Annotated in this window: 12 protein-coding genes; all 12 read right to left on the bottom strand. The window is 48.2% G+C overall.

From position 1 onward, the window contains the following. Positions 1 to 328 precede the first annotated feature (328 nt). The 12 genes from AOG36_RS05575 to topA all read right to left on the bottom strand — a co-directional run bounded on the left by AOG36_RS05575 (position 329) and on the right by topA (position 15,238). Positions 329 to 1,972 carry an ABC transporter ATP-binding protein gene (locus tag AOG36_RS05575; RefSeq protein WP_015107110.1) on the bottom strand — a complete coding sequence of 548 codons (1,644 nt, stop codon included), beginning with the start codon at positions 1,970 to 1,972 and terminating at the stop codon, positions 329 to 331. Further along, positions 1,969 to 2,169 (bottom strand): copper-binding metallochaperone CopP, encoded by a 201-nt coding sequence (gene copP, locus AOG36_RS05570; protein WP_015107111.1) that lies wholly within the window; start codon positions 2,167 to 2,169, stop codon positions 1,969 to 1,971. Before copP ends, AOG36_RS05575 begins: the two co-directional genes overlap by 4 nt. Positions 2,170 to 2,171: 2 nt before the next feature. Beyond that, entirely contained in the window at positions 2,172 to 4,331 is a 2,160-nt protein-coding gene (locus tag AOG36_RS05565) for a heavy metal translocating P-type ATPase (protein WP_015107112.1), read from the bottom strand. Between the two features lie 21 nt (positions 4,332 to 4,352). Beyond that, positions 4,353 to 5,051 carry a CDP-diacylglycerol--serine O-phosphatidyltransferase gene (gene pssA / locus AOG36_RS05560; RefSeq protein WP_015107113.1) on the bottom strand — a complete coding sequence of 233 codons (699 nt, stop codon included), beginning with the start codon at positions 5,049 to 5,051 and terminating at the stop codon, positions 4,353 to 4,355. Beyond that, entirely contained in the window at positions 5,051 to 6,964 is a 1,914-nt protein-coding gene (gene ftsH, locus AOG36_RS05555; RefSeq protein WP_015107114.1) for an ATP-dependent zinc metalloprotease FtsH, read from the bottom strand. The genes pssA and ftsH overlap by 1 nt, the downstream gene beginning before the upstream one ends. An 8-nt stretch (positions 6,965 to 6,972) precedes the next feature. Further along, the gene (gene prmA, locus AOG36_RS05550; protein ID WP_015107115.1) at positions 6,973 to 7,872 is read right to left on the bottom strand and encodes a 50S ribosomal protein L11 methyltransferase; all 900 of its coding nucleotides are present in this window, start codon (positions 7,870 to 7,872) and stop codon (positions 6,973 to 6,975) included. Positions 7,873 to 7,884: 12 nt separating this feature from the next. Then, a complete protein-coding gene (locus AOG36_RS05545; protein WP_015107116.1) occupies positions 7,885 to 8,259 on the bottom strand; it encodes a chemotaxis response regulator CheY in 375 nt (124 codons plus the stop codon). A 1,276-nt stretch (positions 8,260 to 9,535) separates the two neighbouring features. Next, a complete protein-coding gene (locus AOG36_RS05530; RefSeq protein WP_053825657.1) occupies positions 9,536 to 10,813 on the bottom strand; it encodes an adenine-specific methyltransferase EcoRI family protein in 1,278 nt (425 codons plus the stop codon). A gap of 162 nt (positions 10,814 to 10,975) precedes the next feature. Next, entirely contained in the window at positions 10,976 to 11,422 is a 447-nt protein-coding gene (locus tag AOG36_RS05525) for a hypothetical protein (RefSeq protein WP_015107121.1), read from the bottom strand. Next, positions 11,422 to 12,018 carry a nitrate reductase cytochrome c-type subunit gene (locus tag AOG36_RS05520; protein ID WP_015107122.1) on the bottom strand — a complete coding sequence of 199 codons (597 nt, stop codon included), beginning with the start codon at positions 12,016 to 12,018 and terminating at the stop codon, positions 11,422 to 11,424. The genes AOG36_RS05525 and AOG36_RS05520 overlap by 1 nt, the downstream gene beginning before the upstream one ends. A 45-nt stretch (positions 12,019 to 12,063) precedes the next feature. Beyond that, positions 12,064 to 12,972: a radical SAM protein gene (locus AOG36_RS05515; protein ID WP_015107123.1), complete on the bottom strand. Its 909-nt coding sequence runs from the start codon at positions 12,970 to 12,972 to the stop codon at positions 12,064 to 12,066. Next, positions 12,965 to 15,238 (bottom strand): type I DNA topoisomerase, encoded by a 2,274-nt coding sequence (gene topA, locus AOG36_RS05510; RefSeq protein WP_015107124.1) that lies wholly within the window; start codon positions 15,236 to 15,238, stop codon positions 12,965 to 12,967. Before topA ends, AOG36_RS05515 begins: the two co-directional genes overlap by 8 nt. Positions 15,239 to 15,274: the final 36 nt, after the last annotated feature.

Raw genomic sequence — 15,274 nt, 5'->3', positions numbered from 1 at the left:
TTTTCTTTAAAAAATATTATAGATCATCGCCTGACAACACTCCTTAGCTCGTTTTAAGATAAGGAAAAGATTTTTATTGGCTTAAAAAGTGAGTTCGTAGGTTGTAGCCCAAACTCTATCTTAGAAACCTTTAAGATTTTACGCCCACTACAGATATTTTTAGTCTGTAGCTCTACTTTTTCAGCACCATATAGACATAATAGCCCACGCCACCTACCAACACGCCGATGAGAAAAACCAACAACACGCTATCAAGCAGTCCCATGCCAATCCTTTAGATCTTGGACTAAAAAGCCCATTATACTGAAAGAAAAGGCAAGAAGCGCGCCTAATTAATGAGCTTACCCCCCTCCAAATGGTAAACATGGCCCGCCATTTCTAGGCTATTTGGGTTGTGGGAGATGATGATGATTAAGCGGTTCTCTCTTAAGCTGTAAATGGTTTGTTTAATGTTCTCCTCAGTGTAGCGATCCAGTGCCGAGGTGGCTTCATCAAAGATCAACACGCTCGCCTCTTTGTAAAGGGCGCGGGCAATGGCGATGCGTTGCCTTTGCCCCCCGCTCAAATTCGCCCCAAATTCCTCTAAAGTGGCTTCAATCCCGCCTAAATGCACCACAAATTCCCACGCCTGCGCTTGCTCTAGACATTTTTTCACCCTGCCCGTATCAATATCCAAACCATAGGCGACATTCTCCGCCACCGAACCGCTGAAGATAAAGACTTTTTGCGTAACAATGCCTATTTGCGCCCTTAGACTCTTTTGTTGCAGGTCTTGTAGGGGGGTGTTGTTGATCCTAATCTCTCCGCTTGTGGGCTCATAGAGGCGTAAAATGAGATTAACCAAAGAGCTCTTCCCGCTCCCGCTCTTGCCCTCAAAGGCAACTATTTGGTTGGCGTGCAAGTCTAGGCTAATGTCTTGCAAGACTAGGGCGGAGCGGTCGCGATAAGCAAGACTGACATCATTAAAGACAATGCTATTAATGGGTGTGTCTAAGGTCTGTGCGCCGTCCATAATGGCGGGTTTGCGCTCTAAAATCTCGTAAATGCGCTCGCCTGCCACCAACGCCTCTTGGAAGTTGGACGCAATCCTCACTAGGCGTTTGATGGGGGTGTAGAGCATGAAAAGGGCGGTGATGAAAGAGAAAAACGCCCCCACGGTGATATGCCCCTTAATCACCTCTAACCCGCCTAGATAAATCACCAAAGCGATCGCAATGGAGCCTAAAAACTCCATTAAAGGGCTGGAGATTTCGGCGTATTTAATGCTCTTTAGGCTCAAATTAAAAAAGGCTTGGTTTTCTTTTTGGAAAGCTTGCAATTCTAACTTTTCGCCATTGGAGGTTTTAATCACTTCTACGCTGTGGAAGATCTCGGAGAGCCTTGCGGTCATGCGCGCGTTGGTCTCTTGGTTGGCTTTGGAGAGTTTTTTGACTTTTCTAACGATTTTGCTTAAGGGGATCGCCGCAAGGGGCATGATCACCAGCCCCACAATGGAGAGCTTAGGGCTTTGATAAATCACCACGCCAATCAGCCCCACCACGCTTAAAAGCTCTCTAACACTCTCAGCTAAATAATTTGATAAACTCGCCCTAACTAGAGCTATGTCATTGGTGATGCGTGAAATCAATTCGCCCTTTTGGGTGCGGTTAAAAAAACCCATTTCCATACGCAACATGGTTTCTAGCATTTTATGGCGCAGGTTCTTTACAATGTCTAAGCCGACAAAATTCGTAAAATAAGTCTGTATGTAAATGCCCCCACTCTTGCCTAGGTAAGCCACAATCACTAAAAAAGGCAACACGCTAAGCATATGGGTGTCTTTTTTAATGAAAATGTCATCTAGGGTGGGTTTGACTAAATAAGTCCCCCACGCGGTGCTAAGAGCCACCACAAGGGAGGCTAAAACAATCCACACAAATGAGCCCACATGCCCCTTTAAAAAGGGGGCAAAACGCCTAAAAAAGAGCTTCACGCGAGGGTGTAGCCCGCGTCTAAAATCGCCTCTTTAATGTCTGCGAGCGTGGCGGGGGGGTTGAAGGTTACCGCGACTTCTTGTTGCTCTAACTTAACTTCAATGTGCTCTACGCCCTCAATCTCACCCACAAACTTTTCCACCTTATCCACGCAATGCTGGCATGTCATGCCACTCACTTTCAGTACTTCTTGCATACTCATCCTTTGATTTTTTTATGCACCCCTCTTAGGCGCTGGGCATTGAACACCACACTTAAACTGCTAAGGCTCATTGCTAGACTTGCTAGCATGGGATTTAGCATGAATGGATAGGCTATGCCACAAGCTAGGGGGATTGCCAGCGCATTATAACAAAAAGCCCAAAACAGATTTTGTTTAATGTTGGTGATCGTGAGCTTGCTAAGTTTTATCGCCTGCAGGGCGGCACTTGGGTGGTTATTTAGACTCAGTATATCTGCCACCTCCAAACTCGCCCCACTGCCTAGCCCCATCACCACCCCCACATCGCTTTTGGCTAGAGCCGGGGCATCGTTTAAGCCGTCTCCTACCATCATCACCACCGCCCCGCTTTTTTGCAAGTCCTCTAGAGTGGCTAGTTTGTCTTGGGGTTTTGCGCCCGCTTTATACTCCATTTGAAGCTCAGCAGCGATTTTAGCCACGCTCGCCTCTCGATCCCCGCTTAAAAGCAGGGTTTTAAGCCCATAGCTGTGCATGCCCTCTATCGCCTCTTTTGCTCCCTCTTTGAGTTGATCTTCTAGCACAATGAGCCCCAAGATTTTTCCAGGCGTGCCCACAAACACCCCGATCCCCTCAAATTCGCCTAAGTGGTTGCCCTCGCTAAAAAACTCCAAATTGCCCGCTCTATACTCTTGCCCCCCAACTAATCCGCTCACCCCAAGCCCCGCACTTGCCTTTACCCCCTGCACCTCTTGCAAAAGCGCGCCCTGTTCTTTGGCGTATTTAACTAGGCTTTTGGCGATCACATGCTCGCTTTGCGCCTCCAAACTCGCGCATAGCCCCAGCAAGTCTAAGAGTGCCACCCCACCAGCGGGGCGCACTTCTTTGACCACGGGTTTACCTAGCGTGATCGTGCCCGTTTTGTCTAAAAGTACATGGCTAATGTCTTTGGCACGCTCTAAACTCTTCGCGTCTTTAAAAAAGAGCCCAAGTAGCCCCGCCTCCTTTTGCGCCACCAAGAGAGCCATCGGCGTGGCTAGCCCTAGCGCACACGGACAAGAGATCACCAACACGGCGATAAAGACCTCCAAAGCCTCCTTAAAGCCCGTCTTAAAGACCCACACGATAAATGCTAAGCTGGCAATCGCGATCACAGCGGGCACAAAGACCCCCGCTACCTTATCAGCAAGCCGTGCAATGGGGGCTTTAGAGCCCTGGGCCTTGGCGATTAAGTCTAAAATCTTGGCTAGGGTGCTTTGCGCCTTGTTGTGGGTGGCTTGCATCAAAAACGCGCTGTGGGTGTTCAGCGTGCCCGCAAAGACCTTTGCGCCTTCTTTTTTAAACACGGGCACGCTCTCGCCACTTAACATCGACTCGTCTATCTCGCTTGTCCCCTCTATTAAAACCCCATCCACAGGGACATACGCCCCGGGCAAGACACGCAGAATATCGCCTTGCTGCAGGCTCTCAATCGCCACTTCACTATCTTGCCCGTTTTCCACCTTAAGGGCTGTGCTGTTGTGCTCTTGCATGAGCTCTTGCATGGCTTGCAGGGCTTTATCTTTAGAGTTTTGCTCGACTCTCTTGCCCCCCATCACAAAGAGCAAAATCACGCACACACTCTCAAAATAGTAGCCATCTATCAGGGTGTGGTTGTAGGCGCGCAAGAGCAACACTAGGCTATACATGAAAGCCGCGCTTGTGCCAAGTGCAATCAAACTATCCATATTGGGCTGGCGCGCCCACAACGCCTTAAAGCCGTGTATGTAGAAATTGCGCCCCATGTGCATGGCAATTAAAGTAAAAATGAGTTGTGCTGAGCCGTTATTAAAAGGCTCTTTTAGCAAAGCGGGCAGGGGCAAGAGTGGCGCGAACATCGATAAGCACAGCACCACAAGCGCGCTAAGTAGGGTGAAAAGTAGTTTTAAATTAGGGGTTAAAAAGGACGGCTCTAAAAGGTCTTTGAGCGGCTTTTTTTGAGCACTGTAACCAAGCTTACCAATTTGCTTAAAAATGTCCTCTAAGCTGGCTTGGCTTTCATCATAGACCACAAAGGCTTTTTTGCTGAGTAAATCCACCCCCACTTCTTTGACATACGCTTTGCGCCCCAAAGAGCGCTCAATCCCACTAGAACACGCGCTGCAAGTCATGCCCTCAATGTAAAATTGCACTTTTGTCATTGTTGTACCTTTGCATTCTTGTCATTTATGTTTAAATATAATCCTTGCCATGAGAAACACCCAGCGCGCCAGCCCATAAAAGAGATAACAAAACATAAACGAGCCTAGCACCTCCAAAGGGCGCACAAAGAGCAAGAGCAAGAGCAACACCAGCAACACAAAGAGCTTTAAATTCCACTGCACTTTTTTAAAGTTGGGGTAGCGGATATTGCTCACCATCAACACGCCCAAAAACACAATGTAGGCTAAAAAGAACTTGCCCCAGCCCTCTTGCAAAATCCCGTATTTATTGTCGATCAACACGCCCAGCACCACCAGCACAGCCGCGCTAGGGATGGGAATACCGATAAAGGAATAGGGATCGGTGGTTTGGGTGGTAACATTGAAACGGGCTAGGCGGATCGCCCCAAAAATCACAAACAGAGCGCAAGCGGCCATGCCCCACCTCCCATAAAAATGCCCCATATAAAAGTAAGCGATGAGGCTTGGCGCCACCCCAAAAGCCACGACATCCGCCAGCGAGTCAAACTCTAAGCCAAACTTGCTCGTGGTGTTGGTAAGCCGTGCGATGCGCCCATCCAGCCCGTCTAAAACTAAACTCCCCACCACCATCCAGCACGCCACCATAAATTCCCCATGTGAAGCGTGAAGCATCGCCATCACGCCTAAAAAAATGCTGCTCGCCGTGAAAAGATTAGGGAAGAGATAGAGCGGTTTCACTAGCTTGCGTGTTCCTCTAGGGGCACAAGGCGGCTTTCCAAGTTGTGGCTTGTCTCGTAATCGCTAATGATCTCACGCACGCGCTCGCCCGTAATGACTTCTTTTTCAAACAACTCGCCCACCATCACCTCGATCGCCTCCTTATAGTCGCTCAAAGTCTGCTTGACATGCGTGTAGCGCTCCTCTAGCAAGGTCTTAATGAAGTGATCCATTTGCTCGGCGGTCTTTTCGCTAAACTCTCTAGGGCTGCCAAATCCCCCTCCTAAAAAGGAATTGCGCTGCTTTTCTAGCACCATCAACCCGCTCACATCGCTCATGCCATAGTAGCTCACCATGCCCTTAATAATATCTGTGGCGCGCTCTAAATCATTGCTAGCCCCCGTAGAGATTTCTTGCAAAAAGACATCCTCAGCCGCGCGTCCGCCCAACAAGACATCGATCTCAGCGATGAGCTCGTGCTTTTGCATGAGGTATTTATTCTCCTCAGGGGTATTAAGCGTGTAGCCCAAAGCTGCCATGCCCCTTGGAATAATAGAAACCTTGTTGACCCGTGCCGAGCCCTTTGTCATCTCGGAGATCACGGCGTGTCCGCTCTCGTGGTAGGCGACAATCTTTTTCTCTTTGGGCGAAATACGCCGGCTCTTCTTCTCTAGGCCGGCAATGCCTCGCTCTACGGCCTCTTTTAAGTGTTGTTGTTTGACTTCCTTTTGGTTGTTGCGCCCAGCCAGCAAAGCGGCTTCATTGATGATATTGGCCAAATCTGCCCCAGCTAATCCGGCCGTGAGTTTGGCGATCTCTTGTAAATCCACATCATTGGCTAGTTTTACCGGCTTGATATGCACTTTCAAAATTTCTACGCGCCCATTAAAATCGGGTTTATCCACCAAAACTTGGCGATCAAAGCGCCCGGGGCGTAGAAGGGCTGGATCTAAAATCTCGGGGCGGTTGGTGGCGGCAAGCACGATCACAGGGGCGTTTTCTGAGCCAAAGCCATCCATCTCGGCTAAGAGTTGGTTAAGGGTTTGCTCTCTCTCATCATTGCCACTAATCATCCCCCCAGCTGCGCGGCTCTTGCCAATGGCATCGATTTCATCAATAAAAATAATGCTGGGGGCTTCTTTTTTGGCAATATCAAAGAGATCGCGCACCCTACTTGCCCCTAGACCGACAAACATCTCAATAAAGCTACTCCCGCCCATAGAAAAAAAGGGCACGCTTGCCTCCCCTGCCACCGCCTTAGCTAGTAAAGTCTTGCCTGTGCCCGGAGGGCCCACTAAAAGCACACCCTTAGGAATTTTAGCCCCCAAGGAGGCGTAACGATCGGGGTATTTTAAGAAATCGACGATCTCTACAACCTCCTCTTTAGCTTCCTCGTTGCCGGCCATGTCATTGAAACGCACCTTAGGTTTTTCAGCGTTGATGAGCTTTTTAGAGCTGCCCATGCCAAAAATCCCCCCGCCCATGTTCTTTTGCATGCGGCTTGCCATAAACATCCACAGCCCCAAAATCACGAGTACGGGCAAGAGCCAGCCTAAAATCTCCGTGAAAAAATTAGACTCACTAAAGCCGGAGTAATTGATCTTTTGTGCGTCCAAAAGCGGGACTAAAGAGAGATCCGGCACTCTTTTAGCCACATAGATGATCTTAGAGCCCCCCTCTTTGCTCGTGGCTTTAATCAAAGTCTGCCCGATACTCACGCTATCCACTTCTTTTTTCTCAATCAACTCTTTCATCTCGTGGTAGCTGATGTTTTTTGTGCTTGTGGATAAAAAGCGCTCCCCAAAGCCATCATCGCTGTTCATCACCCGCATCGCCACGATCGCGACAAGGATAAACACCACGATCAAAACTAAGGGATTTTGTAAAATGGGCTTTTTGGGGCTAGGATCGCCCGGTCCTTTGTTGTTTTCCATACAATTCCTTACAATGTTTCGCTTTTAGATAAATGCAAACACACCCACTCGTTCTCTTGGGTGCGCTTGGTTAAGTCAAAAGCGGGGGTAAAAACTTCTAAAACACGGGGGGCATACTCTTCTAAAACCCCCGATAAAAAAACCTGTGTGTGCGCGTGGCTTGCCCTTAAAAGCGCAGGGTAGAGCTCAATAATTACACTTGCCACGATATTCACCACGATCAAATCGTAGTTTTCCCCCTCTATGGAACCTAGCCAAAGCTTTTCATAAGTGGCGTGGTTCTTGGCAAAATTCTTTTTGGTTTCCTCAAGGGCTAAAGGGTCTATGTCGCATAAATGCACCTTTGCGCCCTTCTTGGCTAGGGCGAGCCCTAAAATCCCGCTCCCACAGCCCACATCTAGGGCGACTTGCCCGCTCAAAATCAGGGGGCTAAAGGCTTGCAAAAGCAAGCGGGTGCTTTCGTGATGCCCCGTGCCAAAGGCTAGGCTTGGATCAATATTTAAACAAATGGGCGCATTTAAGGGCTCTTTAGCCCAACTAGGATTAATGGCAAAATCCCCGCACACAATGGGCGAAACACCCGCTTTATAAGCCTCGATCCAGTCTTTATTTTCGTGTTGCGCGCTGTGGTGGTAAAAGGCGACTGCCTCGCCCGTGCGGCTGGCTAACTCAGTACAAAAGCCCTTTAGAGCCTTTAAAAGGGGCTTAGGATCGTGTTGTGAATAGACAATGAAGCCCTCTTGGGGTAAGGGCGTATCTGTGCTCTCCTCTGTGCCAAAGCACGCATAGGGCAGGTTTGGGGCAAGGGCTTCCTCAACCGCCTCCTGTGTGAAGTCGAGCAAAAAGGCGACAAAAAGATCGGGGTGGTGTGTGGGCAAAACGATTGTTTTAAAATAGACTTCTTGCAAGTGTTGGCCTATTTAGTCATTTGTCCCCAACACAACCTCTAGTTTTTCTTTCAGCACTTGCGGGGTGAAGGGCTTTACGATGTAATTATTTACACCTGCTTTTAAAGCGGTGATGACCTCCGCCTTGCCTCCCTCTGTGGTGATCATAATAATAGGTAAATCTTTAAAACGCCCGTCCGAGCGCACTTTTTTGACTAAATCCAACCCGTTCATCTCGGGCATGTTCCAGTCGGTGATCAAAACCCCCGTGGTGTCGTTGGCATCCAGCTTGCCCCACGCTTCCACGCCATGCTCAGCTTCCAAAATATCCTCATAACCCAAGCGTTGCAAGGTATTTCTTATGATCCTTCTCATGGTTGAACTGTCATCCACAATTAAAATTTTCAATCTCTCTCCTTATTTTGACATACAGCCAAAAATCAATGGTGCATTCTAGCATATTTTTTAACCTCTATCTTTAAAGCCTCCACAGCCCAAAGCCCGCTTAAATGCGAAAAACTAACACCATGAAAGTACAATAGATTTAAAATTAAATAGCCGTGTATTGTTTAAGATTTAAATATCAGCGACTTTACCAACTCGCGCCCTAGAGTCCCTAGCTTTAACTAGGCGGATTAAGGCTAGCATTGGCGGCAGGCTTTAGCTAAATTTTAGTCGCAATCAAGGGGTAATACCCTTTGGTTTTGGGGCATCAACCTTAGCAATAGAGAACATAAGACTCCAAACGGAGCTGGCTTGAAGCCACGATCTTGGCTAAAGTTAGAATCCCTAATTTTAGTTATGAGGAGTATGTCAATCTATGCGCTGTTAAATCCAAACGATGCTAAAAGGCATGGAAGTCTGTTTTTGTGAGAAAATCACCCACACAGGTAGATGACACCCAAGACTCTTTTAGACAAATCGTGTTCAAACATGCTTGATTTGTGGATATATTGACTGATAGCAGAGGAGGTTTGGGCAATATGACATTTTTGTTGGTTGCTTGCTCCAGCGATCACATCGTTTAATTGATGTTGGTGATCCCCCTCCATTTGTTCTTTGATAGAGTGTGCTACTTCCAGGAAGTTGGTTTCAAACGGCAATATCCCCATGATGCCTGCGATGCTTGTGATGTCTTCGGCATCTTGAGTCTTGGGGATACAGCTTCTAAAGTTCAGTATTCAGTATCTTGTAAGAAGCTAAGAGTTGTTCAATGACATCAAATTAGCCCCGTGGTGCTCCACCAGCCCTGTTGTCCCGGGGTGGTTTGTGCGTAGCCGATTTTCTTTATGCCGACCAGGTGGCCATTGAGTAATGGCTTGTTAAACCCCAATGGTGGACAAACCCCCCACCACCCATAGCAGCTTTAAAAGGTCTCGCACGATGTATTTGTCCTTGCTGTCTTAAAATTCCTTGATGTCCACACCAATGAATTTTTCATGGATGTGGAAGATTGCGCTAGAGCTTTTGCTGGGGCTAAATAATTTTTGGTGGGTTAGAGTCTCTGACATTGTGCTTTGGTTGGTTTTTTGGATTGGTGGTTGTGGTGAGGAATTTAGGAGATTGCTTGTTCTTTTTAGCCCTCTTGTTTTGTGTAGAGCAGAGGTTATATCCTTGGGTTTAGAGGCTTGGGGGTGCAGATTTAGGGCCATGCAAGGGGAATTAAATGAGCTTTAAAAGAGGCTCAACCGACCCTTTGGATGAGCACCCTTGAAAATTTTTCCTCACCCTCAATATGAGGATTATATTTTGAGTTGTTGGCGATTTTATACCCACACTCTAACACCCCATTTAAGATTTGCCGTGCTGACACCGCAAAGGGCAAGTCGTAGTCTGTGGGGATGTAGTTATTCTCCACCAAGAGCACCCCATCATCGTCATATTTTTTATAGGTGTCGGGGATGTCGGCTAGGGGGACAAGCTTAAGCCTAGAAATACTGGCTCGGTTTTTAATGGGGAAGTTCGTAAAAAAGTGTCCTGCTGCCCGTGCTAATTGGTGTTTGGGGTCCAAATACCAATCCACACGGGTATAACCCGCCCATGCCTTTTTTTTAGCAAAATAGGGGATGAAAGCAGTCGTTACGCAATTGGTGATGTTAGAAAGGATAATGAATTTCTTTTGGCTTTGGATGAGGATTTTCCAATACTCTATGGCGCGTGAAAAAGGTGGATTGGTGCACACAATGTCCGCTTCTTCGTTTAAAATCCTTAGCGACTCCTTTTCTTCAAACCCTCCGCCGTAATGGCGGGGTGAGTACTTCATCTCTTGTGCGCCCTCTTTTGTGAAAATATAGCCCTTCGCCCCCGCGCTGAATAAATCCACCGGACTGCCCCCATAGTGGGTGCAAATGAGCTTTTTAAGCCCTAGTCTAAAGAAATGCCTTAAGAAGTAAAGCGCAAAGGCAGACGAGTCGGTGTAATCTCTATTCTCCCCAATTGCGTCATCGCAGTTGCAAAAGACCACCTTATCTTTCCATATCTTTAGGGGGTATTGGGATAATTCTTTTTCCACATCTTCATATCTTGTGTAAAACTCGTCGTATTTGACACGCTTGGCTCTATCTAGTAGGGTTTTTCTGCTAACACCCCGCTCTTGCATGCTAGGCGTGGTTAAAGGCTTTTGCTGGGGTTTGTCCTTGGGCTGTTTGATACTCACTTGGGCTACAAATAAAGGGTGGGCTTTGATGAAACTTATATAAGTTTCAAATAAACTAGGATTATAAAAATAAATCTCGCGGGTTTGCACTTCCCTTAGGTGGGCGAAGGCGTTTTTAAAATTCTGCTCGATTTGGTGCATGTTGGCGACCTCACAGGTGAAAAGACAGCTATAAGTGGTGTCCTTAGATTGCCCCGTGATGCTGTTATATTCCTTGAGTCTGCGCTCTAAATCGTTGGTGATGCCGATTTTGCAACGCGTGCTTTCATGGCTGGCTTGGACAATGTAAAGGTATTGTTTGGGCATGGCTGTCCTTTAAGGGGTGAAAGGGGTATTTTAGCACAGAGATGAAAATCCTAACAATCCCATTTAAGGCTTGGCGTGTGGCAAAAAATCCTGCTTAAATCCCAACTTAAGGTTCGAAGGTAGACGAAAAGCCTTTGGCTTTAACGAAAAACCTCCGGTTTTTCACCACCAAGGCCCGTACATCATGGGCATGGAACTCATCATGGGATACATGCCCATGGGATACATGCCCATCGGGTAGCCATAGGGGTACATCCCCATCGGGTAGTTGTAAGCAGGCATGCCCATTGCCCATGGGAACATCATCCGGTTGTAAGGGATGTAGCCCGCTCCTGTAGGGGGTAAAGAAGAGGTGGCGAACTTCCCGCCATGCGCGAGCTTGACCCCCGCTAAAAAGATGTCGTGGAAAGCACCGTAGCGCACGGGCTTAGACTCTTTAGCGATGTCGCCATTCTTATTGCCCACGCATTCATTTTTCATCTCGCCACATTCGTTCAAGGTGTCGATGTCGGGTAGTTTAGCGTCCACATCCCTGGGCACGCCCACCCAACAGCCCCCAAGAAAGGCAACTACCCCTAGATACTGAAAGGTCTTGATGGTGGTGGTCATTACTTAGAATTGGCCTTTACTCTGTTAGTCTTGGTTAAATCCTTGACCCCTACATCCACGACATCCATGAAATCCGATCGGAATTCCAGCTTTTTGTTACTAAACACGGGCTTGAAGTTGTTTTTTACCAAGGGGGCGGCGTTGGCCTGGGGGGCGTGGCACTGCGTGCAGTTAAAGCGGGCATCGCTCACGCTGTGGTTCTTTGTGGGGCGGTTGAGCCTAAAGTCGTATAAATGTGAAGCAGGCACGGGGGTTGCGCCCACCGTGGGGGCGACATCGGGCATGTGGCAACCTAGACACTGGTTATTGTCCTTGGTGATGGGCAGCAAGCCTGTGGTGTCGTGCGGGATCATGGGCGGGGCATTCTCATAGGCACGCTCAAAGCGTTGGCTCTCGCCCGGAGGATTTTTGTGGTAGCTATAATTCTGAAGCTCCAGTGCGTGTTCATTCTCTAGGGGGGCTGTTCTTAGCCCAATTTGCGTGTCGCTCAGCAGTGCTTCCTCGATTCTCTCTTTAGGTTTTTTGTGACTGGTGTGTTCTAAGGCGTAAAGCCCACCAACAAGAACCACCGCCACCAACAAGGCGCGTATTTTCATGAAACATCCTTAAATTTTTCGAAATTATACCATATCAAAGTAAGTTTATGGATGGTAATAAAAATACATTTGTCCCACCTGCTTGGTTTGCAACGCCCCAGCTTCTTGCAATTCTTGCAACTGACTTGCACTCAAATAACAGCGCGCCTCCTCTACGCTTAAAGGGCGACACCTTAGCAGCTCTAAAAATGCTTTCTTGCTACTAGGGATTTGGGCTTGCTCTAAAACCCGCTTGGGTAAGCTTAAGGGCAAGCCTTGAAAATGGACGGTCAATTCCTGCAACTTGGCAGGCTCCAGGGGCTTGGCTCTATGTGCGGGGGGGCGATCGATCGTGCTTAGGTCTATGCGTCTTAAGTTGGGCACTTGTCTTAAAAAGTCTGCCAAGTCCTTGATGTGTGCGGGGTTGTCGTTCACCCCAGCCACCAAGAGCACCTCCGCCACCAAAAAGCCTTGGTATTTTTGGGCGAAGTCTAAAATCCCCTCTAAGATTGTTGCTAGGAACAACCCCTTATGCGGGCGATCTATGCGGCTAAACACCTTTGGCCAAATGGCATCTAAAGAGAACTTCACAATGTCATAATGCACCAGCACCTCTTGCACCTTAGCTAGGCCCAGTCTTGAGCCATTGCTTAAAATCAAGGTCTGCACCCCCTTGGGGATCAAGCTTTGCATGCCCACAATCAGCTCTTTTAAATGCGGGTATAAAGTCGGCTCGCCATTGGCGGTGGTGGTACAGACATTTACGGGGGTGTTGAGCTTGTCTATGGCAGATTTTAGGGCGTTTAAGATGAGATTGGGGGGCATCACCTCTTGCATGGCTTCTTGGGGCTTTTTGGCGGTGAGTTCACAATATAAACAATCAAAATTGCACTGCTTTGCTTGCCCGGATACATCAATGCCTAAAGACCACCCAAAGCGACGGGATTTGAGCGGACCAAAGATGGGGTTAAACAACTTGCGCCACTTCTTCGCTGAACTTGCACTTTAAGCAGGTGTTGACACCGGGCTTTTTCTTGTAGGCTTTATAAACCATGAGATACCCGCACTCGGGGCAGGGCTTGTCGATGGGTGGGTAGCTGGTTAAAAAATGGCAATTGGGGTAGTTGTTGCAGCCATAAAACCCCCCCTTCTTGCCCCTTTTTTGCACAATTTGCCCCCCACACTCGGGGCATTTAAAGAGCATACTCTCTTGCTTAGGGGCTTCTTGGCGGATGTTCTTGCACTTAGGATACGCGCTGCACGCTACAAACTGCCCAAAGCGTCCCCTCTTAAACACCATGGGCGATCCGCATTTTTCACAAGGCGGGTGTTCTTCTGTGCTTTCTTGGGAGACTTGGATGAACTTGCACTTAGGATACGCGCTGCACGCTACAAACGCCCCGAAGCGGCTCTTGCGCTCCACGAGAGGAGCCCCGCACTGCGGGCAAAACTGCCCTGTGGGTACGCTCACCTTTTGGGAAACAATTTGTTCCTTACCCTCTTGAATTTGGTGCATGAAGGGGGTATAAAACTCCATAAGCATTTGTTGCCACGAAGTTTTAGAACTGGCGATCGCATCTAATTTGTCCTCCAAACTGGCACTAAAGGCCGCATCCACGATATTGGTGAAGTGCTTTTCTAAAATATCTACAACCACAAAGGCGTTCTCTGTGGGGGCAAGTTGCTTTTTCTCTAAGCTGACATAGTCGCGGTTGATGAGAAGGGCGATGGTGGGGGCGTAGGTGCTGGGCCTGCCGATGCCTAAACTCTCTAGGGTTTTGATTAAAGAGGCCTCCGAATAGCGGGGGGGAGCCTCGGTGCTGCACTCTTTGGCATTGATGTGGCTTAAAGCTAGTGGCTGCCGCACTTGCAGAGGAGGTAAGAGTTTATCTTCGATCTTTTCTTGCAGCACCTTTAAATAGCCCTCAAAGACCAATTTACGCCCACTGGCTTTAAAGGTTGCGCTCTCACAGCCCACACACACGCTTTGCTGTTCAAAGAGCGCATCCGCCATTTGCGAGGCCAAAAAGCGTTGGTAAATCAAGGTGTAGAGTTTATGTTCTTCGGGCCTTAGGTAGTCTTTCGCCACTTGGGGGGTGAAATTTAAATTTGTGGGGCGGATGGCTTCGTGTGCCTCTTGGGCGGCTTTATTTTTAGAAGTGTAGACCTTGGGGTTTTTGGGGAGGTATTTGTCCCCATAGGTAACTTTAATGAAGTCTTTGGCTGCGTTTTTGGCTTCTTTAGCAATATTTAGGCTGTCCGTGCGCATGTAGGTGATGACCCCACTCACTCCATCAGGAGTCGCCACGCCTTCATAGAGTTTCTGCGCAATGCCCATGGTTTTAGAGGGGCCATAGCCCAAATTCGTGGACGCGCTCTGCTGCAAAGTGGAGGTCATGAAGGGGGGCGGGCTTGGGGAAACTTTGTTTTTCTGCACCACTTCTTGCACAACATAGCTCTGCTCTTTAAGAAAGGTACACATGTTAAAGGCTTCTTCTTTATCTCTTAGGCTTTGGTTTTTAACCTTGGCACCCTTGTAGGTGTCTAGGCTGGCGTGGATGCCTTTAAAATCCCCCTCAATATTGTAGTAAATGATGGGCTCAAACGCCCTGATCTCGCGCTCTCTGTCCACCACAATTTTTAGTGCCGCGCTTTGCACCCGCCCCGCGCTCATGCCCCTTGAGATTTTATGTGCCAAGAGCGAACTCAAACTAAAGCCCACAATACGGTCTAACAAACGCCTAGCTAGCTGCGCGTTGATTTTATAGATGTCTAAGGTCTTGGGATTTTCTAGGGCGTGCAAAATAGCTGACTTGGTGATCTCGTGGAACACAATGCGTGGCAGGGTGAAAACGGGGTTATCGGTAGGCTGCTGGGTTTGGCTCTCCAAATCGGCGATCTCTTGGGCAGTGCTGGATTTTTTGCTTTTGTTTTGCTGTTCTTTGATCAAATAGGCGATGTGATAGCCGATCGCCTCGCCCTCTCTGTCCTCATCGGTGGCGATGTAAATTTGCGCCGCACTCTTGGCAAGGCTTAAAATTTGGGCGACAATGTCCTCGTGGTCCTTACACACGGCGTACTTGGGGTAAAACTTATCCTCTTGGATGCTGATCCCCATGGCGTATTTACTTAAATCCCGCACATGCCCCTTAGACGCGATGACTTGGTAGCTGGAGTCTAGGAAGTTGGCGATGGTCTTGGCTTTGGTGGGGGATTCTACAATGATGAGCTTTTTTTGCATGCAAAACTCTTTAATGTGGAATTTCTAATTATTCAG

This window comes from Helicobacter heilmannii (assembly GCF_001283065.1).
Lineage (GTDB): Bacteria > Campylobacterota > Campylobacteria > Campylobacterales > Helicobacteraceae > Helicobacter > Helicobacter heilmannii.
This window is presented reverse-complemented; position numbering and strand designations above follow the sequence as displayed.